At 68.9% G+C, this 22822-nt stretch carries 22 protein-coding genes; 16 read left to right on the top strand and 6 right to left on the bottom strand.

What is annotated here, in order from left to right; translation table 11 throughout:
• The 4 genes from ABZ824_RS38265 to ABZ824_RS38280 form a co-directional block, all read left to right on the top strand.
• On the top strand, window positions 1-456 hold a 456-nt coding region (locus tag ABZ824_RS38265; protein WP_356969651.1), incomplete at its 5' end, for an SAM-dependent methyltransferase.
• 223 nt (window positions 457-679) lie between these two features.
• On the top strand, window positions 680-916 hold the full coding sequence (locus ABZ824_RS38270) for a hypothetical protein (RefSeq protein ID WP_356969653.1): 237 nt from the start codon (window positions 680-682) through the stop codon (window positions 914-916).
• Window positions 917-1144: 228 nt separating this feature from the next.
• Window positions 1145-2407, top strand: a complete 1263-nt coding sequence (locus ABZ824_RS38275) for a helix-turn-helix domain-containing protein (protein WP_355078416.1) — start codon at window positions 1145-1147, stop codon at window positions 2405-2407.
• 102 nt (window positions 2408-2509) lie between these two features.
• On the top strand, window positions 2510-2944 hold the full coding sequence (locus tag ABZ824_RS38280) for a CBS domain-containing protein (RefSeq protein WP_356969655.1): 435 nt from the start codon (window positions 2510-2512) through the stop codon (window positions 2942-2944).
• On the opposite strand, the gene ABZ824_RS38285 is transcribed toward ABZ824_RS38280, so the two are convergent.
• Complete coding sequence (locus ABZ824_RS38285) at window positions 2941-3372, bottom strand: pyridoxamine 5'-phosphate oxidase family protein (protein WP_356969657.1); 432 nt, start codon at window positions 3370-3372, stop codon at window positions 2941-2943. The two genes, ABZ824_RS38280 and ABZ824_RS38285, sit on opposite strands and share 4 nt — an antisense overlap.
• A gap of 138 nt (window positions 3373-3510) precedes the next feature.
• Here ABZ824_RS38285 and ABZ824_RS38290 point away from each other — a divergent pair, with 138 nt between their 5' ends.
• The 4 genes from ABZ824_RS38290 to ABZ824_RS38305 are packed head-to-tail and all read left to right on the top strand — an operon-like array spanning window position 3511 to window position 8895.
• A complete protein-coding gene (locus ABZ824_RS38290; protein ID WP_356969658.1) occupies window positions 3511-4776 on the top strand; it encodes an aminotransferase class V-fold PLP-dependent enzyme in 1266 nt (421 codons plus the stop codon).
• Window positions 4773-6059: a heavy-metal-associated domain-containing protein gene (locus ABZ824_RS38295; RefSeq protein ID WP_356969660.1), complete on the top strand. Its 1287-nt coding sequence runs from the start codon at window positions 4773-4775 to the stop codon at window positions 6057-6059. The genes ABZ824_RS38290 and ABZ824_RS38295 overlap by 4 nt, the downstream gene beginning before the upstream one ends.
• The gene (locus ABZ824_RS38300) at window positions 6056-7570 is read left to right on the top strand and encodes a decarboxylase (RefSeq protein ID WP_356969662.1); all 1515 of its coding nucleotides are present in this window, start codon (window positions 6056-6058) and stop codon (window positions 7568-7570) included. Before ABZ824_RS38295 ends, ABZ824_RS38300 begins: the two co-directional genes overlap by 4 nt.
• Window positions 7570-8895, top strand: a complete 1326-nt coding sequence (locus tag ABZ824_RS38305; RefSeq protein ID WP_356969664.1) for a pyridoxal-phosphate dependent enzyme — start codon at window positions 7570-7572, stop codon at window positions 8893-8895. Before ABZ824_RS38300 ends, ABZ824_RS38305 begins: the two co-directional genes overlap by 1 nt.
• Window positions 8896-8907: 12 nt before the next feature.
• Here ABZ824_RS38305 and ABZ824_RS38310 read toward each other — a convergent pair whose 3' ends face one another.
• Window positions 8908-10407 carry a condensation domain-containing protein gene (locus ABZ824_RS38310; protein WP_356969666.1) on the bottom strand — a complete coding sequence of 500 codons (1500 nt, stop codon included), beginning with the start codon at window positions 10405-10407 and terminating at the stop codon, window positions 8908-8910.
• Window positions 10408-10578: 171 nt separating this feature from the next.
• On the opposite strand from ABZ824_RS38310, the gene ABZ824_RS38315 reads away from it, so the two are divergent.
• Window positions 10579-11208 carry a TetR/AcrR family transcriptional regulator gene (locus ABZ824_RS38315; protein WP_355078424.1) on the top strand — a complete coding sequence of 210 codons (630 nt, stop codon included), beginning with the start codon at window positions 10579-10581 and terminating at the stop codon, window positions 11206-11208.
• A gap of 11 nt (window positions 11209-11219) precedes the next feature.
• Here the strand turns inward: ABZ824_RS38315 and ABZ824_RS38320 are convergent, their stop codons facing one another.
• Window positions 11220-14267: a tetratricopeptide repeat protein gene (locus ABZ824_RS38320; protein WP_356969669.1), complete on the bottom strand. Its 3048-nt coding sequence runs from the start codon at window positions 14265-14267 to the stop codon at window positions 11220-11222.
• Between the two features lie 107 nt (window positions 14268-14374).
• Between ABZ824_RS38320 and ABZ824_RS38325 the strand changes: the two genes are divergently transcribed.
• The 5 genes from ABZ824_RS38325 (at window position 14375) to ligD (ending at window position 18372) form a co-directional block, all read left to right on the top strand.
• Entirely contained in the window at window positions 14375-14608 is a 234-nt protein-coding gene (locus ABZ824_RS38325; RefSeq protein ID WP_356969671.1) for a hypothetical protein, read from the top strand.
• Window positions 14609-14627: 19 nt separating this feature from the next.
• The gene (locus ABZ824_RS38330) at window positions 14628-15728 is read left to right on the top strand and encodes an SPFH domain-containing protein (protein ID WP_356969673.1); all 1101 of its coding nucleotides are present in this window, start codon (window positions 14628-14630) and stop codon (window positions 15726-15728) included.
• Between the two features lie 32 nt (window positions 15729-15760).
• Window positions 15761-16162 carry a cold shock domain-containing protein gene (locus tag ABZ824_RS38335; RefSeq protein WP_356969708.1) on the top strand — a complete coding sequence of 134 codons (402 nt, stop codon included), beginning with the start codon at window positions 15761-15763 and terminating at the stop codon, window positions 16160-16162.
• Between the two features lie 126 nt (window positions 16163-16288).
• Window positions 16289-17374 carry an ATP-dependent DNA ligase gene (locus ABZ824_RS38340; RefSeq protein ID WP_355078452.1) on the top strand — a complete coding sequence of 362 codons (1086 nt, stop codon included), beginning with the start codon at window positions 16289-16291 and terminating at the stop codon, window positions 17372-17374.
• Entirely contained in the window at window positions 17371-18372 is a 1002-nt protein-coding gene (ligD, locus tag ABZ824_RS38345) for a non-homologous end-joining DNA ligase (RefSeq protein ID WP_356969674.1), read from the top strand. The genes ABZ824_RS38340 and ligD overlap by 4 nt, the downstream gene beginning before the upstream one ends.
• A gap of 6 nt (window positions 18373-18378) precedes the next feature.
• On the opposite strand, the gene ABZ824_RS38350 is transcribed toward ligD, so the two are convergent.
• Window positions 18379-19137 carry a hypothetical protein gene (locus ABZ824_RS38350; protein ID WP_355078429.1) on the bottom strand — a complete coding sequence of 253 codons (759 nt, stop codon included), beginning with the start codon at window positions 19135-19137 and terminating at the stop codon, window positions 18379-18381.
• 230 nt (window positions 19138-19367) lie between these two features.
• On the opposite strand from ABZ824_RS38350, the gene ABZ824_RS38355 reads away from it, so the two are divergent.
• Window positions 19368-19694, top strand: a complete 327-nt coding sequence (locus ABZ824_RS38355) for a hypothetical protein (protein WP_355078430.1) — start codon at window positions 19368-19370, stop codon at window positions 19692-19694.
• On the opposite strand, the gene ABZ824_RS38360 is transcribed toward ABZ824_RS38355, so the two are convergent.
• Window positions 19676-20371 (bottom strand): helix-turn-helix domain-containing protein, encoded by a 696-nt coding sequence (locus ABZ824_RS38360; protein WP_355078431.1) that lies wholly within the window; start codon window positions 20369-20371, stop codon window positions 19676-19678. The two genes, ABZ824_RS38355 and ABZ824_RS38360, sit on opposite strands and share 19 nt — an antisense overlap.
• Entirely contained in the window at window positions 20355-21500 is a 1146-nt protein-coding gene (locus ABZ824_RS38365) for an acyl-CoA dehydrogenase family protein (protein ID WP_356969677.1), read from the bottom strand. The genes ABZ824_RS38360 and ABZ824_RS38365 overlap by 17 nt, the downstream gene beginning before the upstream one ends.
• 351 nt (window positions 21501-21851) lie before the next feature.
• Here ABZ824_RS38365 and ABZ824_RS38370 point away from each other — a divergent pair, with 351 nt between their 5' ends.
• Complete coding sequence (locus ABZ824_RS38370; RefSeq protein WP_356969679.1) at window positions 21852-22784, top strand: alpha/beta fold hydrolase; 933 nt, start codon at window positions 21852-21854, stop codon at window positions 22782-22784.
• Window positions 22785-22822 lie beyond the last annotated feature (38 nt).

Below are 22822 nucleotides of genomic sequence, written 5' to 3' on the forward strand. Positions count from 1 at the left end.
GCGCTGCTCACTTCCACCACGCCGGAGGGCGTCACCACCTACATCGACGCCGACTACCACGATCCCGAGCGGATCATCACCGACGCCAAGCACGTCCTGAACTTCAACGAGCCCATCGCCGTGATGTTCATGGGCGTGCTCGGCCACGCCAAGACCTACGACGAGCTGCTGCGCATCGTGCGCACCGTGCTGGACGCCGTGCCGTCGGGCAGCTACCTGGTGATGTGGGACGGCACCGACGACAGCAAGGAGTATGTCACCTTGTGCGAGAACTACACCGGCACCGGTGGCACTCCTTATGTCCCCCGCCCGCAGGCTCAGATCAAGGCCGTCTTCGACGGTCTGGAGTTGGTCGAGCCGGGCTTCGTGTCCATCACGCAGTGGCGCTCGGGCGCCACGGAGGTGGGCGAGTCCCGTCCGATCTCCGCCTACGGCGCGGTCGCGCGCAAGCCGTAAGGCCCCTGAACGCCAAACCGCAAGCGGCACAGCGGCGGTCGCCGGTCACCACCGGCGGCCGCCGCCGGTTTTTTTCTCCGACCGATCGTGCAGATGTACTTGCATTTGCAAGCGACGGAGGAATAGACTCGAACTCGAAATCGGGGAGGTACGCAGGGAGTTCGAGCCTGCGCTACCAGTACGTCGGCCTCCCCACCGCACGTCGGACGCGAGGGGTAGTCGAATGATCGAGCCATTTCGAACTTCCCCCCGGGTTGCCGTCATCGATGGCGCCGGCGCCGAGCCCTTCCGCCAGTACCCTGCGCCCGAGTTCGCCGCGACGGATTGCAGTGTGGAGCCCCGCGGCCTCACCTACCGGCAGGCCCGCGACATCCTCTACGCCCACGAGGTCCACGGTCCGCAGTGCAGGCAGTGGCTGGCGGCAGCCGCGTATCTGTCAGCCGGGCTGGACGACGAATAACAGGCCACATCCCGGCGCGCGAGTGCCTCGCCGCTTCGTAAACCCTGCTCCAGCATCGTAATCCGGGCCGCGCGCTGCGCGTCCGTCATCGGGTCACTACGGAATGCGGAGCGATCCCAAGCGATCTCACAGATCACTCCCGGTCCACACAGCCCTTTCGTATAGTGATCGATCGACTCGGGCGCGATTTCTCGCACGCCCGACGTGGCATTGGGGAGCGAACTCGTCATGACCTACTCCGCGTTGGATCTGTCCGCCGACTCGTCCGACCCGGTGCTGGAAATCGGTGGACAGCCGGCTTCGGTGCCTTTGCAGAACACCGACAGCGTGGCCTCGCACATGGTCGGATATTTCGAGAACGTCATGGCGCCCTGCCGCACCCTGCCCGGCGAGCAGATCCGCGGTGACGTCACGAAACTCACCCGCAGCTGCCTGAACCTCGCCGCAGAGATGTTCGACCGGCGAACCGTGCCGGACGAGGAGCAACTCGGCCCGGTGCGCGCGGCCGCCGCCCGCTGGGCGCGCGAGGGCGTGCCGTTGAGCACCATCCTGCGCGCCTACCACGAAGGATTGCGCATCGCCTTCGGTCTGGTCACCGCGCCCGCCGAGGCCGACGACGTCGAGGAGGTGCTGGTCGCCGCCGATCTGCTCCTCGAACTGCTCGAGGCGATCACCGCGGCGGTGTCCGATGCCTACGTCGACGAACAGCACCTGGTCGCCAAGGAGCATCAGACGGCGGCGCAGACGCTCGCCTCGGCGCTGCTGAGCGGGCGCGGCAGCTCGGCTCTGGCCCGCCAGACGGGTATTCCGATCGCGGAGGCGTATCAGGTTGTCGCCCTGTCGATTCCGGAGCATCCGGACGAGCGCGATCCGCGCGTCGACGGGAACGTCGCCGCGCGCCGGAAACTGCGACGGCTACAGTCCGAGCTGGCCACCGTGTTCGCCTCCCGCGCGCTCGCGCTGCTCAGCGCCAAGGGCGGCACACTGCTCATCCCGTCGGGCGACGAGGCCGAGACCGTCCTCACGGCCGCCACGCTCGAGCTGCTCGCCGTCGCCGCCGAGGTCCCGCTCACCGCGACCGTGGTGCCGACCGACACCGATCAGATCCCCGAATCGGCCGATCAGGCACACGAGCTGCTCAATCTCGTGCGCGTCGGCGTCCGGCCGCCCGGTCTCTACCAGATGTCGGATCTGGCGGTGGAGTATCAGCTCACCCGCAGCGGCCCGGCCACGCGCCGGATCGCGACCATCCTCGACCCGCTCGACGCCCATCCCGAGCTGTTCGACACCATGCGCGCCTACCTGGGCAACGACATGAACCGGCAGCTCACCGCGCGCCAGCTCTTCGTGCACCCGAACACCGTCGACTACCGCCTGCGCCGCATCGCCCAGCTCACCTCGATCGACCTGGCGACCTCGGCGGGCATCTCACAGGCGGCGATCGCCCTGCTGGCCCGGGATCTGGACCGCAGCGTCGCCCGTCGCCTGTGACGTCCGCGTCGTGACCTGATCGTGGCCTGTAACGGATTCGTGCTGGTCACCGGACCGTGAACTTGCGATCCTGGTAGTGCCGCGACGTCTGGATGGTGAAATATGCGAATTTCGGAGATCCTGCACAGAAAAGGCAGCGACGTGGCCACGGTCGCGCCCGATACGACGGTACGCACACTGCTCGCCACGCTGGCCGAGCGGAACATCGGCGCTGTCGTCGTCTCCCCCGACGGCAACACGATCGCGGGCATCGTCTCCGAGCGCGACGTGGTACGCAGTCTGCACGCGTGGGGCGCGGACCTGCTGGACATGCCGGTCTCGGCGATCATGACCTCCGCGGTGCGCACCTGCGCGCCCGAGGACCGGGTCGACGGCCTGCGCCGCACCATGACCGACCACCGCATCCGGCATCTGCCGGTGGTGCACGACGGCAAGCTGGTCGGCATCGTGAGCATCGGCGATGTGGTCAAGAGCGCGATCTCGGAATTGGCGGACGAACGCGAACACCTCGTGGAGTACCTGCAGGGCAGATATTAGAGCTCGCTGAGGTTCCCCAGATCGGCCGAGAGCCAGTGCTCCGGCCGCAGGAAGACGGCGACCTGCTCACCGTAGGCCTCGGCCGCCTTCAGGTAGGTGTCCACCGATTCGGCGGGTACGTACCGCGCGGCCATTTCACGGTGCATCTCGTCGGTCATCGGGGTGATCCGGGTGACCGGGCCCTCCACGCTCACGTAGCGGACCGTGGGTTCGGCCTGCTGCACCATCAGACCGAACCGGCCGGTCTCCCGGATATAGCGCATCTTCTGCGACTCCGGGCCGGTCAGGATCCAGGCCTCGTCACCGGGACTGTATTGGTACCAGATCGGGACGGTGAGCGGGCCACGACCGGTGCCCGCTGCCACCGAGAACGCCGCGATATGCGGCTGCGCAAGGAACTCTTGACGCTCTTGCAGGGTCAGAGGCATACGTTCCAGGCTAGTCGTGAAAGCCTTTGTCCACGACAAAACTTCGAAGTCCGTACCGAAAATGCGTATCGTGGGTGACGTCCGAGTTACCGGTGGGAAGGGAGCGTCACGTTGCGGTCCCCCACCCCGAGATCGCCGGTGACGCGGACGGAGGACATTCCCCGGCCGCCGGAAATCCCGACGTTCGCGCCCGCCGCGGCGCGGTCGCTGTTCCCGGCCCTCGCCGGCGCCTCCGAGGTCTATTTGGACAGCGCCGCCACCACGCAGAAGCCGCTGCCGGTGATCGAGACCATTCAGCGCTACCACAGCAACAACACCGCCAACGCAGGCCGCGGCACCTACCCCTGGGCCACCGGTCTCACGGCTCGGATCGCCCGCGTCCGCGAACACGCCGCCGCGTTCATCGGCGCCGAGCATCCGGACGAGGTGGTCTTCACCGCGGGCGCCACCGCCGCACTCAACGCCGTCGCGCTGTCGTGGGGTCTGACGGCGCTCGCCGACGGCGACGAGATCCTCTACAACGCAAGCGATCACGCGTCGAACGTGTACCCGTGGCAGCACTTGCGCGGGCTGCTCGCGCGGTTCGGACGCCGCATCCACCTCGTTCCCTACCGGGTGACCGCTGCGGGCGAGGCGGACACCGACGACATCCTGGCCAAGATCACCCCGTGCACCCGGCTGATCACGACCGGGCATCTGCACCATGTCTTCGGCGGTCTGAGCACTCTCGAGGAACTGCGCGGCCGGATCGATCCGGCGATCCTGCTGTGCTTCGACTGCTCGCAGAGCGGCGGCCATCTTCCGGTCGACGTCACCGCGCTCGGTGCGGATTTCGCGATCTTCGCCGCGCACAAGATGTTCGGTGCGCCCGGCACCGGGATCCTCTACTGCCACCGGCGTGTGCACGACCGGTTGACGCCGTTCCTGCCCGGGGGCAACTCCGGCGTCGAACCGGGTCCCGGCGGGCTGCGCCCGGGGCCGATGCCGTCGCTGCTGGAAGGCGGAACGCCCGACATTCCGGGCATCCTCGCCCTCGGCAGTGCGCTGGAGGTGCTGGAATCGTTAGGACTCGACGCCGTCGCCGCGCACAATCGCGCCCTGACCCTGCGGCTGATCGACGGGCTGCGACCGGTTCCCGGCCTGGAGTTCCTGCCCGGCCCGGCGCACGCGACCTGCGAGGTCGGCTACGGCATCGTCTCCTTCACCCTGGAGGGGATCTCGGCCGCCGACGCGGGATTCGTCCTGAGCGAGTTCGGTTTCCTGGTGCGCACCGGTGCGCACTGCGTCCCCGCCGAATCCGACGGCGCGGGCTCGGTGCGGGTCAGCACGCACATCTACAACACGCCCGACGAGATCGACCGATTCGTCGCGTGCGTGCGAACCATCGCCGAGGAGGTCACGTGAGTAACGACATCCCCCGCTACGACCGGCGGGCCGCGTCCAGGGTGCTGGCCGACTTGGCGCAGCCAGGGCTGTTCACCGAACCGGTACCCGCTCCCCGACATCGGCGATTCGAATACGCCTGTACGGCCTTGGGTCTCGAGCCGGACAGCCATCTCACCTACTCGCAGCGGCTGTATCTGGAGCGGTTCATGCGGCCGTGCCGCGCGGACCAGGTGACGAGCGCGACGCATCGGATCGCGTGGACCGACAGCGCGGGCATCCCGAATACCGGGCACTTCCGTGCCGGTGGTCTCGGCCCGTCGGTGCCGATCGCGACGCGCGAGACGGTCCTGGCGTTGTGGCGCCAATTGGACGCCGACGCCGATTTCGCCGCGCGGGTCGCGGCGCTCGGACCTCGCGAACACGCCGTATTGGCCGGCACGACCACCGACCACGATCCGCGCGACATCTTCCGGGTCGGCATCGAGGCGGCGGGGCGCGTGCTGGCCCAGCACGCGTTGCTGGCGGACGCGACCCCCTACCGCGACGCCGCCGAATTCGCCGAAGGGCTCCGCGTTTCCGGGATCTTCGCCGCGGTCGCCACGCGATGGTTCTGGGAATTGCAGGCCTCGACCTACCGGCGGGGCATGATCCCGGTGACGCTGGTCGCGCAATCCGACGGCACCGTCCGCTATTCGGCGGAGACGGTGGCGACCCTGCGCGCGATGAAGGACGCCACCATCGCCGACGCGCACGCCGTGATGGAGCGCGCCACCACGGTCGAAGGCCTCACGGTGGCCGAGGCGATCGCCAAGTACCACGACGACCTCGACCTGATCTCCCGGCAATACGCCCTGCTGCCCGAGGGCAGCCATCCGGCCTGCCCGGCCGCCACGCCACACCAGCTCGACAGCGGGCATTTCAGTCTCCTCCCACTGCTGGTCGACCGATTCGTCGCGACGTTCACCGAGATCGCGGGCCGCTGCGCGGTCGCCGAGGTGAGCGCCGAACTCGACGAGGCCACCGCCGACCGGGTCGCGACCGCCGAGGACCAGGTGTTCTACGTGCCCGACATGACCTGCAAGCACTGCGTCCGCACGATCGGCGGAGTGCTGGAGTCGATGGACATCCGCGTGGTCGAGATCGACCTGGACAGCAAACGGGTGGTGGCCGAGTTCCGCAGCCCGCGCAATCGGGCCCGTGCGTTCGAGGCGATCCGGGACGGCGGCTACAACCCGGTCGCGCAGCGGCCGGACGACGCGCCGCGGGCGTCGGCCACCGAGCCGTCGGAAGCCGCCGTATGACGCCGTGGCCGCCGGCGCTGCCCGCGAAGCTCCACCCGATCGTCCGCGCTTTTCTCGACACTCCCGGCCTCCCGACGCAAACGCTGACGAGATTCGGGTCGCCCGCGCATCTGCTGTTCCCGCAGGTGTACTCGGAAAATCTCCTGCGCCTGCGTTCCGTGCTGGAGCGGAGCCTTCCCGGCCACCGGATCTGTTACGCGCACAAAGTGAACCAGTCTCGCGCGTTCGTCCGTACCGCCGAACGCGAGGGCATCGCCGTCGACGTCGCCTCACCGCACGAACTGTCCAGCGCCCGCGCCGCCGGGTTCGATCCGGCGCGCATCGAGGTCACCGGCCCGAAAGGGGAAGCCTTCCTACGCGAACTCGTCGACCGAGGGGTCACGATCAACGTGGACAACCTCTGGGAGCTGGGCCGCATCGCGGAACTGGCCGGAACGCAAGCGGAAGTGCCTGTGCTACTGCGCATTTCCGGCTTCGACGCGGGACAGGTGAGCCGGTTCGGGATACCGCTCGCGCATGTCGGGCAGGCATTCGATCTGCTGTCGGCGCGGCGCGGGCGGATCGCCCTCCTCGGCTTCGCCTTTCACCTCGACTCCGGCGACCTCGGTGAGCGCGTCCGGGCGATCGACACCTGCCTGCGACTGATCGAGCGCGCCTACGATCACGGGCTCACCCCGTCGGTGCTCGACATCGGCGGCGGCTTCCGGCAGGTGTTCACCGCCGACGCCGAGCGGTTCGACGCCTACGTGCTCGCGCTGCGCGAATCGCTGCTCGGCCGCGGGGAGCCGATGACCTGGGGCAGCAACACCTTCGGCTACCACGTCGCGGGCGGGGCCGTGCACGGCACACCGGTGTTCCACAAGTACGCCAACACCGTCGCCGCCGACCGCATGCTCGCCGACCTGCTCGACGCTCCGCTGGAGCGGCACGGCGGACGCACGGTGGCGCAGGTGGCGGGCGACAATCTGCTGGAGATGTGGCTGGAGCCGGGCAAGGCGCTGGTAGATCACGCGGGTATCACGGTGGCCACAGTCGAGTTCGTCAAGGAGGTCGCCGACGGCAGCGTGCTGGTGCACGTCGACCTCAGCCGCGATTCGGTGACGCCCGCCGATCAGGAGGTCATGGTCGACCCGATCCTCCTGCCCGGCGATGACGCGACCGCGGGCGACCGCGACAGGGGTCCGGTCGGCGTCTACCTCGCCGGGCGGCTGTGCCTGGAGCGCGATCTGATCACCAACCACAAGGTGTGGCTGCCCGCGCGGCCCCGGCCGGGCGATTCGGTGGTGTTCCCGAATACCGCCGCCTATCACATGGACCTGTCCGCCGCGACGGCCTCCATGCATCCCCTGCCCGCGAAACTCGCGGTCACCCGGACGCCCGACGGGTTCCGGGTCGTGCACGACGCCGACTACGAGCCCGATTTCCCCGTCGAGTCGTCCCGGCCGCGTCACATCGCGCCGCACGCCACCGACCTCGTCAACCGTTCGGTCCGATCCGTCGAGGCCCCCTGATGCGATACGACCACATCACCGAACTCATCGGCAACACGCCGCTGCTGCGGCTCGACCCCGCGGTGCACGGGCTGGCGAATGTCGAACTCTACGCGAAACTGGAGTCGCACAACCCGTTCGGTTCGGTGAAGGACCGGGTGGCCTGGGCGATGCTGCGCGACGACCTGGCGCGGATCCGCGCCGAGGGCCGGACACTCATCGAGGCGTCCAGCGGTAACACGGCCAAAGCGCTGCGCGTCCTCGGCGCGATGTACGGGATCGACCTGCGCGCGGTGACCAACCGGATCAAAGTGGGCGAGGTCCGTGATCTGCTGCAGCTGTTGGGCACCGAGATCGTGGAACTGCCCGGCCTCTCCGAGTGCCCGGACCCGACGACGCCGAACGACGTCTACTCGGTGATCGAGGCGACCATGGCCCAGCAGCCCGCTACGTACCGGCATCTGTCGCAGTACACCAACGAGAAGAACATCGAGGCGCACCACCACGGCACCGGCCGGGAGATCCACGAGGACCTGGCCGCCGATGGCATCACCAGGATCGATTATCTGATCGGCGGGCTCGGCACCACCGGTTCCACCAGGGGGACCGCTACCTACCTGCGCAAGCACAATCCCGAATTGCGCACCGTCGCGGTGGTTTCGGAGCGATCGGACTTCATTCCCGGCATCCGTTCGGAGAGCGAGATGTGGGACGTCGGGCTGTTCCAGCCGGAATTCTACGACCGGATCGTGACCGTGACGGCGGGCGACGCCGTGGACGCGACGCTGCGCCTGGCGAGCGGATACGGAGTCCTGGCCGGGCCGACCAGCGGTGCGAGTTACGCCGCCGCGCTGGAGACGCTCGGCGCGCTCGATCTGTCCGCGAGGGATCCGGACGATCCGCTCGTGGCGGTGTTCATCGTCTGCGATCGCCTCGAACCGTACCTGTCGTACATCAAGAAGCGCAGGCCGGAACGGTTCGGCCGCGCCGAACGCGAAGCGGCCCCGACCGCGGAGGAGCTGGCGGCGGTGCCGCGGCTGTCGCCCGAGCAGCTCGCCGAGCTGGACCGGACCGGACGCCCGACCATCGTGGACAGCCGTGGCGCCATGGCCTATCGGATCGGGCACGTCCCCGGCGCGTTGAACATCCGCGACGACCAGCTCGACGACATGTTCGGGCACGGCATCCCGTTCCCGCGCTCGCGCCCCGTCGTCTTCGTCTGCCCCGTCGGTGAGCTGTCGGTGCGGTTCGCCGCACGGGCCAGGCGAGCCGGCTACGACGCCACCAGCTTGGCCGGTGGCGTGGTCGCCTGGCGCGATGCGGGGTTGCCGCTGGAACGAGGCTGATCGCCCGCGGGCTCACCGCCGCCCGGCGGACAAGTCCGTCAGCAACGGGGTGACCGGACCCCGGTAACCGGCGGCCAGGAGTTCGACTGTGGCGGTGAATAATTCGGTGAAAGCGACCGCGGTTTCCCGCTCGAACAGCGCGGCCGGGTAGATGAATACGCCGTCGATGCCCGCGGGCGCACCGAGCCGGTCGTACCGGTCGACGAGACCGAATTCGAGGTCGTGCTTGGCGCGGACGATTCCGGTGTCGACCTCGGTGATGCTCACCCCGCCGGAAGCGTCCGCCGCGGGCTGGGCGGCCGCGCCGCGCTGGAGGATGAGCGTCGCTTGGAACAGCGGGCAGGCCGCGTCCTGCAGCAGGCAGCGCTTCAGCCGCTGGCCGGGTGTATCGGGATGGGCGAAGGCGGCCAGCGCCACGCCGCGCACCTGATCGAGCAGTTCGTCCGCGTCGGCGGCGCGGTCGAGCCGGACGCGCATCAGCACGTCGTCGGCGAAGTTGCCCACCAGGTCGTCGAGCAGCCGGTGATCACGGCCCGCGACCGCGGTGGCCACCGTCACGTCGGCGCTGCCGGAGAAAGCGCCGACGGCCACCGCGAACGCGGTCTGCAACACCATGAACAGGCTGGCTCGCGCCGCGCACGCCCGATCGAGCAGCGCACGGTGCACATCGGCGGCGAACGCGACCGGTACGACGGCACCCGCGCTCGCACCGCCTCGGCTGATGGCACGAGGCCGGACGCAGGGGAATTCGAGCACCGGCGGCCGACCGGCCAGGGTGTTGGCCCAGTACCGCAACTGCTGCGTGGCGCGGCTCCATTCGTCGGAGAAGTCCCCGAGCTGGGCGTGCTTCCACAAGGTGTAGTCCGCGTAGTCGATCGGCAGCGGCGGCCAGTCCGGCGCGGCTCCGTCCTGTCTGGCGAGGTAGGCAGTGCCGAGATCGCGCAGCAGCGGGGCCACCGACCGCCCGTCGATCGAGATGTGGTGCACGACCAGCACCAGCACCACCTCGTGCGGTCCGAGCACGCACAGCCGGGCGCGCAGCGGCAGGTCGGTCTCCAGATCGAACTCGATCGCGGCGAATTCCGCGATATGCCGCGGCAATTCGGCTTCGGTGGCCAGGACGACGTCGGTCCGCCCCCCGGCCTCGTCCGCGGGGACGATCACCTGGGCCGGGCCCGAGGCGGTCCTCGGGTAACGGGTGCGCAGCGGTTCGTGCCGGGCGACGACGTCATCGATCGCGGCGACGATCCCCTCGGGCCGCAGTGCCGGTCCGGACAGTCGCACCGCGCGAGTCACATTCCAGTCACTCGAGTTCCCGGCCCGCGCGGCGTGCCACATCCGTTCCTGCGCGGGGGCGAGCGGGATGTGCGCCGGACGCGGCCCACGGGCCAGCGGCAGCGGCCGCCGCGGCGGCGGGAGAGGCCGAACCGCCGGTCGTACGGGGCGCATCCCCGCATGCCCGAGTACGTGACCGATTCCTTCGGACGAGATCGCCGCAGCGGAGTTGTGCACGCGCCGTCACCTCCACTACCGAACCACCGAGCAACCCAGGGAAGGTAACCAGGGCGAGTAAACCGTCAGTTACCGCACCGTGACGGCGCGGAATCCAGTTCGGCAAGACCGGGGAGGGCGGGGCGGGTGCGCGCGGCGCCGGGGCGCGCCGCCAGGCACTATCGTTGGGCCGTGCAGACAGGTCAGGACGCAGACGACGACGGGGGCCCACGGATCTGGGGTGGGACGACGCTCACCGAGCGCAGGGAGACGCGGCGGGCGGCGCTGTTGGAAGCGGCGCTCGATCTGATCGGCGAGTCGGGCGCGAGCGGGGTCACCATGCGGGCGGTGTGCCGTAAGGCCAATCTCACCGACCGCTACTTCTACGAGAGCTTCGCCAGCCGCGACGAGCTGCTCGACGTGCTCTACCGTCAGGTCGCCGAGGAATTCCTCGAACCCATGACGGCCTTCGCCGCCACCGACGACCCGTCCCGCGATCGCGCGCTGTCGGAGATCCTGGTGGACAAGGTGCTCGCCGACCCGCGCAAATCGCGGCTGTTCCTGGTCGAGCCGTATTCCAGCACCGGGCTCGGGCAGACCACCTTCGCGGTGATGCCGGTCTTCACCCGGATCATGCAGGACCATCTGTTCGGCCACATCGACGATCCGGTCAAGCGCAGGCTGGCGGCGGTGACCATGGCCAGCGGGAACGCGGGCATGTTCTCGGCATGGCTGAACGGCTCGCTGCGCGCCACCCGCGAGCAGATCATCGAGCACTGCCTCGCGATGCTCACGGTGTATCGCTCGCTCTACCGTCCCTGACCGCCCGCACGTCACCCGGTGCGGCCGGACGGTAGGTCCCCGGACCGGCCCCGCCAGTACGCCAGCGTGTTCTGCGTCCGGATGGTGGCGCCGTGACTGGGGCCGAGAGCGCGCAACTCCGCGACCAGCAACACCTCCAGTTCCGCGACGGCGCGGGTCAGGTCGCCGTGCCGGGCGCGGCAGCCCGCGAGTTCGTTGCGGGTGTCGAAGGTGTCCGGATGGTCCGGGCCGAGCACGCGCAACCGGTCGCCGAGCAGTTTCTCCAGGTCGGTGATCGCGCCCGCGAGATCGCCGCTGTCGGCGCGGTAGGCGGCCAGTTTGCCGCGGGTGAGCAGCGTGTCGGGGTGGTCCGGTCCGAGCACCCGCAGACGATCGTCGAGCAGTCGGGCGAACTCCGCGCCCGCCCCGGACAGATCACCGCTGCGCGCGCGGAACGCCGCGAGGTTGTTGCGCGCGCCGAGCGTATTGGGATGGTCGGCGCCGAAGACGCGCAGATAGTCGGCTACCAACTGCTCGAATTCGGCCCGTGCGCCTGCGAGATCGCCGCTTGCCGCCCGCCAGTACGCGAGGCTGTTGCGGGTGCGCAAGGTGTCCGGGTGATCGGCGCCGAGCACGCGGGCGCGGTCGGTGCGCAGCTGTTCGAACCGGTCGATCGCCCCGGCGAAATCGCCGACGTCGCCGCGATTGGACGCCAGGTTGTTCCTGGTGCGCAGGGTTTCGGGATGGTCGGGCCCGAGCAGGCGCAGCCGGTCGGCGAGCAGATGCTCGAACTCCTCGCCCGCGCCGGAGTAGTCGCCGCAGCGGGCGCGGTAGCTCGCCAGCTTGTCGCGGGTGTCCGAGGTGGCCGGATCGTCGGGTCCGAACACCCGCAACCGGTCGGCGAGCAACTGTTCGAAATCGGCGACGGCGCCGACCAGGTCACCGCTCTCGGCGCGGTGATATGCCCACCGTTCCCGCGTGATGAAGGTGTCGGGATGGTCCGGTCCCAGTGACTCGGCGAAGTCGGGCGTCCACGCCGCCCACAGGTCGCGGTCGTCGGCCGACCTGCCGGTTTCCAGTTTCTCCAGGAAGTCGATGGCCAAGGCGGCATCGCCGTAGGCCAGGCAGTGGCGTACGGCCGCGCCGCGCGCGTAGTCCGCGGCCCGGTCGCCTCCGTCGGCCTGGATCGCCGCGACCAGGGCGCGGTGGGCGTCCGCGATGCGCACGCCGAGGCGGTGGCATTCCGCGCCCAGCGCGGGCAGGAACGCGCTGTGGGTCACGCCGAGCGACTCCCGAACGGTGCCGGGATGACTGCGGGTGACCAGGGTGCCGAGATTCACGGCGATGTCGCGGACCCGGGCGGCGCTGAGGTCGACGCCGAGCGACAACAGCGCCGAATCCAAGAGCTCCAGTGGCAACACCGGCCCGACACCCGCCGCGACCAGCACACCGAGCAGAGCCGCTGTGTCACCGGTGGTTTCGGGATCGAGCCCGCGCAGCGCCGTCTCGACCCGCAGCGCGATGACCCGGTCGAGGCCGATCCCGGAGGCCACCGCGCCGTCGGTCAATCCCGAAGCGACCTCCAGCAGGATGCCTGCGAGCAGCCAGCCGCCCGCCACCACCCGCGAACCGCTCGCGTCCGTGGGGGTCTCCGCCAGCAGCCGCTGGATCCAGCCGATCCAGTCGACCGGGCCCAGCGGCGCCGTGCCGCGCGCGGAATCCACCACGGCGGCGATGTCGTCGGCCGCCGGTTCGGCGATATCGATGCGGTACATGTGCGCCAGCCCCGGATCGTCCTCCACGCCGGTGCCGGGCCGGATGCCGACGATCACGCGCACGTGCCGAAGATCCTCGCGGCCGGTCAGATCGGCGATCGCGGCCACGAGCAACCGCCTGGTCCCCTCCTGCGGCTGGTTCAGTCCGTCGAACACCAGGGTGACCCGGCGGCCCGCCGTGGACAGCCGCGCCAACGGGCGGCGGACCAGGATGTCGAAGATGTCGAACTCGTCCCTGGGCCGGTGCGCCCTGGCCGCGCGCGCCGCCTCACGGAAGCCGGGCACGCGCGCGTCGAGCTGCGCGGCCAGCTCAGCGGCCACGGACTCCACCGAACTGTTCACCGTCAGGAACACCGCGGCGGTGATGTAGTCGGGGGTGACGGCGAGCCCGTCGACCAGGCTGGGGCGGATCAGCATCGCCAGCAACGTGGACTTACCTACGCCCGCCGGACCCAGCACCGCACGCAGCCGGTGGCTGCCCGCGTCGACGATCGCGTCGAGACGCTCGCGCACATCGGGCGTCAGCAGCAGACGCCGGGTGAGTTGGTCGACGAATCCGGCCGCGGAGCGTCCGCTCACCGCGTCGCGGTGGCGCGCGGTGTTCGGCACCAGCCACAGCCCCGGGTCGACGCCCTGTGCCGGGGACACCGCGCCGGAACTGAACGACAGATGCTGCGGCTGTTGATGGGTGCACTGCACGGCGATCGGATCGACCAGGTCCGAGGGCAGCAGGTTCTCCCCGCGCAGCGGCAGGCCCAGGTCGAAGGTGGCGAGCATGGTGCGGGTGAAGCATCCGGAATACGCGGGCCCGTCGCCCGAGGCGACCAGCAGTTCCATCCGGCCGCCCGACTGCGCCAGCAGATCGGTCCACCGGCGCGCGGCCCCTTGGACGCCCTGCCCCGCCTCGCAGGCGTCGACGAGCAGCACGAGCCCGTCCAGCGCGGCGCGGTCGAGCCGCTCGCGGATCTCTTGGGTCAGGTGAAACGCGTTGTGCGAGGTGGGATCAGCGGGTGAATCGTGGCCGAGCAGGTAGAAGTCCTCGGCGCTGGTCGCCACGCCGTGCCCGATGAAGCCGAGCAGCAGGGTGGCCTGCCGCTGCGATGCCGCCGTGAAGGCCGCGTCGACGGCCTCGAGCAGTTGCGCGGCAGTGGGATTCAGCACCGGGCCGTCCAGCTCGATGGCGGGCCGCCACCCGCCCGCTTCGGTCAGACTCCCGTACAAGCCGTTGGCGAGTTCTTCGGTGAAACCCAGATCCCCCAGCGCCGCGCATTCCGACCCCACCACCAGCGCCAGCCGACCTCCCATGCAAGAAACATACTCGCGCCGCCGCGCCGTTCCGCCGCACCGATACCGAAAGGCGCTGTGCGAGACGTAGGGTGACGGTCCGAGAGCCGGAAGAAGGAGATCGCGCGATGACCGACCCGGTGGTGGGTTTGACGGGTACGCTCACATCGCCGATCCGAGGTGCCGGGACGCTGAGCGAGGTCCTGGTCGCGATTCGCGGGGGAACCGAGCTGTACATCGCACAGTCCACCGAGCCGATCCCGGCCGGTGCGACCGTGCTGGTCATCGCGGTCCATCCGGGGCGCGTCGTCGACGTCGTCCCGTGGATTCCGCCCGCCCCGGACCCGGCAGCAGAAACCTGAGAAAGTAAGGGAGACAGACGTGCTGGGCTACCATGTGCCGGACCCGGACGAGGCGATGCTGGTCAGCGGCGGCAAGAGCCGCGACAACACGCCGTTCAAAGTAGTCATCGGACGCGGCGCCTGGGTGATTCCGCTGTTCCGCAAGGTGCGCTACCTGTCGCTGGCGATGTTCGAATCCGAGATCAAGGAGCGGTGCGTCACCAAACAGGCGATCCAGCTCGACGTCCGCGCTGTGATCGCGTTCAAGGTGGCCAACGACACCTCCTCCATCGTGAATGCCGCCCAGCGGTTCCTCTCCGAGCAGGAGCGGGAGATGTCGGTGCTGACCGGACGCATCTTCTCCGGGCACCTGCGTTCGATCGTCGGCTCGATGACGGTCGAGGAGATCATCCGGGAGCGGCAGAAACTGGCCGACGAAGTGCTCGTCGCGTCGAAAGTCGAGATGAGCAACATCGGCCTGTGGGTCGATTCGTTCCAGATCCAGTCCATCGATGACGGCAACCTCGGCTATATCGCCGCGCTCGCCGCCCCGCACAATGCCGCCGTCCAGCGCGACGCGCAGATCGCGCAATCGCAGGCCGCGCAGGCGGCGGCGCAGGCCGAGCAGGAATCCCAGCGCAGGCAGGCGGAATATCAGCGCGAGACGGCGATCCTGCGCGCGCAGTACCAGCGCGACATCGACAAGGCCAACGCGGAGGCGGCGCAGGCGGGCCCGCTCGCCGAGGCGATGGCGTTGCAGGAGGTGCTCACCGCCCAGGCCGAGCAGGCGCGCAAGGAGGCCGAGCTGCGTGAGCAGCAGTTGCAGGCCGAGGTCGTCAAACCCGCTCAGGCGGAAGCGGATCGGGTGCGCATCCTGGCCGAGGCGGAAGCCGACCGGACCCGGATCCAGGCCGATGCGGCCGCGTCGAACAACCGCATCGCGCTGGATCAGTTGTTGATCGAACAACTTCCGGAAATCGTGCGGCAGGCGTCGAACGGGTTGGCGAACGCGAATCTCACCGTACTGAACGGACCGGACGGAGTCAGCGAACTGGTGAACGGAATGGTCGGTCAGGGACTGACCGTTTTCAATTCGCTGCAAAAGGCGCTTTCCTCCGACGACGGCGAAAAGGCGCGTTAAAGTTGCCGAGTAGCGACGGCGACGAGGAGCGGGTGTTGGTGTCCATCGGGAAATTGGTGTCGTTCGACAGCTCTCGGGGATTCGGATTCATTCGGCCGGAGGACGGTGGACCCGATGTGTTCGTCCACGTCAACGACATCGGCCTGGACGAGGACGAGTTGCGACAGGGACGGGTGTTCGAGTTCGAGGTGACCGAAGGCGACCGCGGACCCAAGGCGGTCAATCTCACTGTGGTCGGCGGGTCGTCCGCACCCGCCGCCCGGCACAAGGGTAAGGACAGGGCCGGTTCGGGACAGCTCACCGTCGCCGAGCACCAGCGCCTGATCACCGAGCTGCTCCTGGACGCCAGCCCCGCGCTCACCGCGGGTGAGATCCTCACCATCCGCGACCGGCTCACCGCGTTCGCCGACCAGCACGGCTGGCTGGAGAACTGACCGGCGAAGTCCACGAACCTGTCGGGGCACCCGCCTACGATCGAGCCGAGGCCGCGGCCGCATACCGATGAGTTCGGTCCGCGCGCACCGTCGACATGGGTGAGGATCGAACCCGAGGAGGATCGCGTGGAGCTACCGGTGATGCCACCAGTGCGGCCGATGCTGGCCAAATCCGCGCCCGCGGTGCCGCGCGAGCCGGGCCTGAGCTACGAACCCAAATGGGACGGTTTCCGTTGCATCGTGTTCCGCGACGGCGCCGAAGTGGAACTCGGCTCGCGCAATGACCGGCCGCTGACCAGGTATTTTCCCGAGGTCGCCGAATTGCTGAAGCAGGCGCTGCCGGACCGCTGCGTGGTGGACGGCGAGATCGTGGTGGTCACCGAACAGGGTCTGGATTTCGACACCTTGCAGAACCGGCTGCATCCGGCCGCGTCCAGGGTCGCCAAGCTGGCCGCGGAGACGCCGGCCAGTTTCGTGGCCTTCGATCTGCTCGCCCTCGGCGACAAGGATCTGACCGGGGAGCCGTTCATCGAACGCAGGCGGCTGCTCGAAACGATCCTGGACACCGCGCTCGCGCGCGTGCACCTGACTCCGCTCACCCACGATCCCGACGTCGCCGAGGACTGGTTCACCCGTTTCGAGGGCGCGGGGTTCGACGGCGTGATGGTCAAATCCGACGACCTCGCCTATCTCCAGGACAAGCGGGTGATGCTGAAGGTCAAGCACGAGCGCACCGCCGACTGCGTGGTGGCGGGTTTCCGCTGGCACAAGGACGGTGCCGGGGTCGGCTCGCTGCTGCTCGGACTTTTCGACGACGAGGGCCGCCTGCACCACGTCGGCGTGGCCAGCAGCTTCACGGCGGCCCGGCGCAAGGAACTGGTCGAGGAGCTCGCGCCACTGCGGGAGAACGCGCTCGACAACCATCCCTGGCGGGATTGGGCCGACGCCGCGGCGCAGGCGGCGGCGGAGGGCAAGATGCCCGGCGGCGTCAGCCGCTGGACCGGCGGCAAGGATCTGTCCTGGGAGGCGTTGCGGACGGAGCTGGTCGCCGAGGTGCGCTACGAGCACGTGCAGTCGGGACGCCTGCGCCACGGCGGCAGGCTGGTGCGCTTCCGCACCGACCGCACGCCGGAATCGTGTACCTACGCGCAGTTGGACGAGGTCGCGCCCGCGGAATTGAGCACGCTGTTCGGCGAAGGCGCGGCGCGATGACCGAGTCCGTCGACATCGAGACCGACGGCCGGACCGTCACGATCAGCAATCCGGGCAAGACCTATTTCACCGAGCGCGGCGAGACGAAACTCGATCTGGTGCGTTACTACCAGGCGATCGCCGAGCCGTTCCTGAATGTGGTGGGCGGACGCCCGCTGCTGCTGGAGCGGTATCCCGACGGAGCGTCCGGCAAGTCCTGGTTCCAGAAACGCGTGCCGAAATCCGCGCCGGACTGGCTGCACACCGTGGAGGTGTCCACACCGAACGGCACCACCAGCGACGCCCTCGTCGCCCACGATCTCGCCCACATCCTGTGGGCGGTGAACCAGGGATGCCTCGGGTTCCACGTCTGGCCCAACCGCGCCGACAATCTGGAGATCGCCGACGAGCTGCGCATCGACCTCGATCCTTCGCCGGGCATCACCTTCGCCGATCTCCGGCACGCCGCGATACGCACCAGGGATCTGCTCGCCGAACTCGGCATCGAATCCTGGATCAAGACTTCCGGCTCACGCGGCTTGCATCTCTACTCGGCGCTGGAACCGAAGTGGGACGGTTATCAGGTGCGGGCCGCCGCGGTGGCGCTGGCCCGCGAATTGGAGCGCCGGTTCCCGGAGGACATCACCGCGCAGTGGTGGAAGGAAGAACGCGGCAACCGGGTCTTCATCGATTTCAATCAGAACGCGCCGCACAAAACGGTGTTCGGCGCCTGGTGCGTGCGGCCGAAGGTCGGCGCGCAGGTCTCGACGCCGATCAGCTGGTCGGATCTGGATTCGGTGGTGCCCGACGAGCTGACCATCGCGACCGTCCCGGCACGCTACGCCGCATCGGGGGACCCGTGGGCCGACCGTGCGCCCCAGTCCATCGCCCCGCTGCTGGAGATGTCCGACCGGGACATGGCGGCCGGTCTCATGGACGCGCCGTGGCCCCCGCAATATCCGAAGATGCCCAACGAACCGCCCAGGGTGCAGCCGAGCCGCGCCAAGAAGGCCGAATAGCGAGCGTTATTCGGTCCACAACACCCAGGTGCCGCTGCGGCCGCTGAGTTCGCACACCAGGGCCCGGCCGTCGGCGGTGCGTCCGGTCTTCGCCCCGGAGGCGTCGCACTTCGACCCCGCTTGCTGCACGGCGGTCGCGACGACGTGCGGGCCCGCCCACTGGTAGCCGCCGGAGGTGGTGAGGCAGATCAGGGTGCCACCGTCGGCGGCGCTGCCGATCTGGCCGAGCTGCGCCTCGCTGCACGACGAACCTTTCGTGACCGGCCCCTGGCTCGCTGACGGCGTAGTGGTGACAGCGGGGCTCGGCGCTGCCGCCGTGGTCGTCGCCACCGGACGCTCGACGGTCGTGGGCACCGACGCGACGGGCGTGGGTGCGATCACGGACTGGCGGTTCATCACGTCCGGCAGCCAGTTGCCCGTCAGCAGGACGAACCCGGCCACCGCGGTGATCTCGGCGACGCCGAGCAGCAGCGCGAACATCGCCATGACCCGGCCACGCGGGTGGCTGAAGGCGATGAAGCCGAACACGATGGCGACCGGGAACAGTCCCAGCAGCGCCGCCACGAGCGCGACGATCGCGTACGGATTGACGATCGGCGGGATCTCCACCCGCAGTCGGCCGGTTCGGCGGCGGCTCGGCGGCTGCTCGGGCCAGCGCTCGTCCTCCTCGTCCGCCCAGCCGCCGTCGGGCTCCGGCTCCGACCAGCGATCCTCCGGCCGCGCCTGCGGCCAGCGATCCGTATCACGCCGTTCTGCCCGTGTCATTCAGGTCCCTCTCCACACCAACACCGCGCAGGAACCTCGGACTGCCCGGACCCGCCCCGATATACCGACACAGAATAGGGCGCGCGCGGCGAAAAGTTGATTCGAAGTGTCGGATATTTGTGATCGGGCCGTAATAACAAACGTGTCGCAACTCTCGCGAATCTGTTAGCCGAGGCGCATGCTGATCGACATACGACCCACCTGACCGCGGCCTTTCCTCAGGAGGATCCATGTCCGATAAGACGACCTCGAGCGGCCGGGATACCCCGCATTGGCATGCCAGGGCCGGAGATTTGCTCGATGACAACTTCAACCTCCCGGGCATCGTGTTGTGCACCCTCGGCGTCGTAGCGCTGGCCTGTACTCTGACCGCCGCCGGATACGGGTTCACCGGCTGGACCGGCGTCGGTGTGGTCGTGACGGCCGCGCTGTGGATCACCGGCGTCGGCGCCCTGCTCGTCGAACATCACCGGGAACAGGCGATCGAACTGAAGCACGGCCGCCACGGCCACGGGCCGGGCGCCTTGCGTCCGATTCGCTACAGCGGCGAGCGGTGATCCGGGCCGCCGGGTGACTGCCTGCGGTCGACCTTGGGCAGCGATTCGGTGACCAGCGTCAGCAGCATGTCGCACAGCAGCTCGTGCACCTGCGCGCGGGTGAGCGTGCCGCGCGTGATCCATTCCCGGCCCGCGACCTTGACCAGACCACCATAGGCACGCACCATCGCGCGCAGTTCGGCGTCGTGTGCCGAATCGGCGAGGCCGACCATCAGCAGCAGGCGCTCGGCCGCCGCGTCGTCGGCGGCGTCGAGGATCTGCTGCACCTCGGGATCGTCCCCGACGCCCTCGTGGCTGGTCACCTTCACCCAGGTGCTGCCGTGCTCGGCGATGGTGTCCAGCAGCCAGCGCACGCTGGCATCCACCCGCTCACGCCAGCTGCCGGTGGGCACGACCATGTTGTCGAGCTTGGGCAACGTCACCATGCGCCGCACCACCGCGAGATAGAGGTCGCGCTTGTTGCCGAAATAGTGGTTGATCAGACCGCGCGCGACGCCCGCGCGCTGCGCCAGTTCGGCGGTGGAGACGGCCGCGTACGGGCGCTCGCCGAACATGTCGATCGCGCAGGCGAGGATCTGCGCGCGCCGCTCGTCGGGTTCGAGCCTGCGGCGGCGCGGTAGCGCCGGGTCGGCGCCACCGTCCGCGGCCGCACTCCTGGTGTCAGAGAGACCGGGCAATGAGATCCTTCATCACCTCGTTGCTGCCCGCGAGGATGCGCAGGACGCGGGCGCCGGTGTAGAGCTGGGAAATCGGATACTCCGTCATGTAGCCGTAGCCGCCGAACAGTTGCAGGCAGCGGTCCACCACGATACCGAGCTGATCGGTCAGCCAGTATTTCGACATGGCAGCGCTGGGAATGTCGAGTTCACCGCGCAGGTGCTTGTCGATGCAGTCGTCGAGGAAGGTGCGCGACACCTTGGTGATGGTCGCGCACTCGGCGAGTTCGAACTTGGTGTTCTGCATGGCGAACAGCGGTTTGCCGAACGCTTCACGGCCCTTGGTGTAATCGACGGTGAGCTGCACCGCCTTCTCCATCATGGCGACCGCGATGATCGCCGTGACCAGGCGTTCCTGCGCGAGCATCTGCATCATCTGGTAGAAGCCCTGCCCCTCGGCGCTGCCGAGGAGGTTGGACGCGGGCACACGCAGGCCGTCGAAGAACAGCTCCGCGGTGTCCTGGGCCTTGCCGCCGATCTTGTTCAGGATGCGCCCGCGCTCGAAACCGGGAGTGTCGTCACCGACTTCGGCGAAGATCAGCGAGACACCGGCCGCGCCCTTGGTGGGGTCGGTTTTGGCGGCGATGATGATGCCATCGCAGAGCCAGCCGTTGGTGATGAAGATCTTCGAGCCGGTGATGACGTACTCGTCACCCTCCAGTACCGCGCGGGTCTTGATGTTCTGCAGGTCCGATCCGGTGCCCGGCTCGGTCATGCCGATGGAAAGCACGATCTCGCCACTCGCGGCCTTGGGCAGCACACGCCGCTTGAGTTCCTCGGAACCGAACTCGTACAGGTACGGCGCGATGATCGAACTGTGCACGGGGATGCCCATCGATCCGTCCCCGGCGCGGGCCTGCTCCTCGATGATGGCGGCTTCGTGCGCGAACGTACCGCCGCCACCGCCGTATTCGGCGGGAATCGCGGGACACAGCAGGCCGAGTTCACCGGCCCGGTTGTACAGCGCGCGATCGGGGTGCCCTTGCGCGACGAATTTCTCCTCATGAGGCACGACCTCCTTCTCGAAGAAGGTCTTCGCCAGGTCTCGTACCGCCTCGACCTCGTCGTCACTCCACGCCGCGCGCGCCATCGCTGGATCCTTTGCTAGCTCCGGTCCGGCCCCTTCGCCGGTTACGCCTTAGATTCCCGAACTATTGGCGAGTTGTCAACAAGGGAAGCGAGCCGCCGTCACGGCCACCCGAATGCGAGCCCGCGCCCGGATGAGCAGGCCCGACCGCGAGCGGAGGCGGGCAGCCTGCCGAGTGCTGAGGAGAAACCGCCGCCCGTGCCGCGATACCGGTGGTGAGCTGCGCCATATTCGGACGTTTTACCTTTCCCTCCAAGGGTCAATCCTTCGTACTGTCCGTATCGGAATTACTGACATCGGGCACGACGGCGACGTGCCATCGGATCGGTAGCCGGCAGCGAATGAGGTAAGGACATGACCGAACTGCTCGACACCACCGAAACGCCCCGACCGGACCGCACCTGGACGGTCGACCGGGACGGCGCCGAACTCGCCGTCTTCGAATGGGGTGATGCCGCCGCGGAGCCCTTGGTGCTGGTGCACGGCCTCACCGACACTCATAGCGTGTGGTCCACGGTCGCGGCCCTGCTGGCCGACGGCTTCCGGGTCATCACCTATGACGTTCGCGGCCACGGCGATTCGGCCGTTCCCGCCGTACTGTCGGAATATCGCCTCGGCACGCTGGCGGAGGACTTCTTCGCGGTGATCGACGTCGCCAGCCCGCGCAGGCCGGTGCACACATGCGGCCACGGCTGGGGCGCGGTGCAACTGTGGGAAGCGGTCTGCGACGAGCGTGCCAACACCCGCATCGCCTCGTTCACCGCGATCGCCGGACCGAACCTCGATCATCTCGGCCTGTGGCTGCGCGCGCTGGCGCCCCGCGCCGGCCGCGAACTCCGCGATCTGGGCTGGTGGTTGCACGGTGCGCGCTGGGCGCTGACGCCCGGTCCCATGGCCCGCAGGCTCTACCCGCCCCGCCTGCGCGGCCTGCTCGTGCGCGGGCTCGGAGGAGTATCACCGCTGCCCGCGCGGATCGCGCCCACCTGGCGTGGCGATCTGCTCGCGGGCGCGCGCATCGCGCAGGCGAATCTGCTGCACCACCTGGGCAAGCCGCGGGTGCGCCGGACGGCCGTCCCGGTCCAGCTGCTGGTCGACACCACCGACCCGTTCGTCCCGGCCGCCGTCTACGACGCCTCCGCGCGCTGGGTCGACAAGCTGTGGCGCTGCGCCGTCCCGGCGAATCACTGGCTGCCGATCACCGAGCCGTTGTTGGTCGCCGAGGCCATCGCCAACTTCGTCGACGACCTGCGCGCCGACCGCGCGGCGATCACCCCGCGCAGCAGCTGACCACGGCGTACCGGACGGGGCGCGGGCGACCGGTCCGG

Source organism: Nocardia sp. NPDC047038 (assembly GCF_040644075.1).
Taxonomy (GTDB): domain Bacteria; phylum Actinomycetota; class Actinomycetes; order Mycobacteriales; family Mycobacteriaceae; genus Nocardia; species Nocardia sichangensis.

Excerpts from the sequence above, each read along its gene's own strand:
- ABZ824_RS38270 (WP_356969653.1), top strand. The coding sequence starts at position 680 with ATGATCGAGCCATTTCGAACTTCCCCCCGGGTTGCCGTCATCGATGGC.
- ABZ824_RS38275 (WP_355078416.1), top strand. The coding sequence starts at position 1,145 with ATGACCTACTCCGCGTTGGATCTGTCCGCCGACTCGTCCGACCCGGTG.
- ABZ824_RS38280 (WP_356969655.1), top strand. The coding sequence starts at position 2,510 with ATGCGAATTTCGGAGATCCTGCACAGAAAAGGCAGCGACGTGGCCACG.
- ABZ824_RS38285 (WP_356969657.1), bottom strand. The coding sequence starts at position 3,372 with ATGCCTCTGACCCTGCAAGAGCGTCAAGAGTTCCTTGCGCAGCCGCAT.
- ABZ824_RS38300 (WP_356969662.1), top strand. The coding sequence starts at position 6,056 with ATGACGCCGTGGCCGCCGGCGCTGCCCGCGAAGCTCCACCCGATCGTC.
- ABZ824_RS38305 (WP_356969664.1), top strand. The coding sequence starts at position 7,570 with ATGCGATACGACCACATCACCGAACTCATCGGCAACACGCCGCTGCTG.
- ABZ824_RS38320 (WP_356969669.1), bottom strand. The coding sequence starts at position 14,267 with ATGGGAGGTCGGCTGGCGCTGGTGGTGGGGTCGGAATGCGCGGCGCTG.
- ABZ824_RS38325 (WP_356969671.1), top strand. The coding sequence starts at position 14,375 with ATGACCGACCCGGTGGTGGGTTTGACGGGTACGCTCACATCGCCGATC.
- ligD (WP_356969674.1), top strand. The coding sequence starts at position 17,371 with ATGACCGAGTCCGTCGACATCGAGACCGACGGCCGGACCGTCACGATC.
- ABZ824_RS38350 (WP_355078429.1), bottom strand. The coding sequence starts at position 19,137 with ATGACACGGGCAGAACGGCGTGATACGGATCGCTGGCCGCAGGCGCGG.
- ABZ824_RS38355 (WP_355078430.1), top strand. The coding sequence starts at position 19,368 with ATGTCCGATAAGACGACCTCGAGCGGCCGGGATACCCCGCATTGGCAT.
- ABZ824_RS38365 (WP_356969677.1), bottom strand. The coding sequence starts at position 21,500 with ATGGCGCGCGCGGCGTGGAGTGACGACGAGGTCGAGGCGGTACGAGAC.
- ABZ824_RS38370 (WP_356969679.1), top strand. The coding sequence starts at position 21,852 with ATGACCGAACTGCTCGACACCACCGAAACGCCCCGACCGGACCGCACC.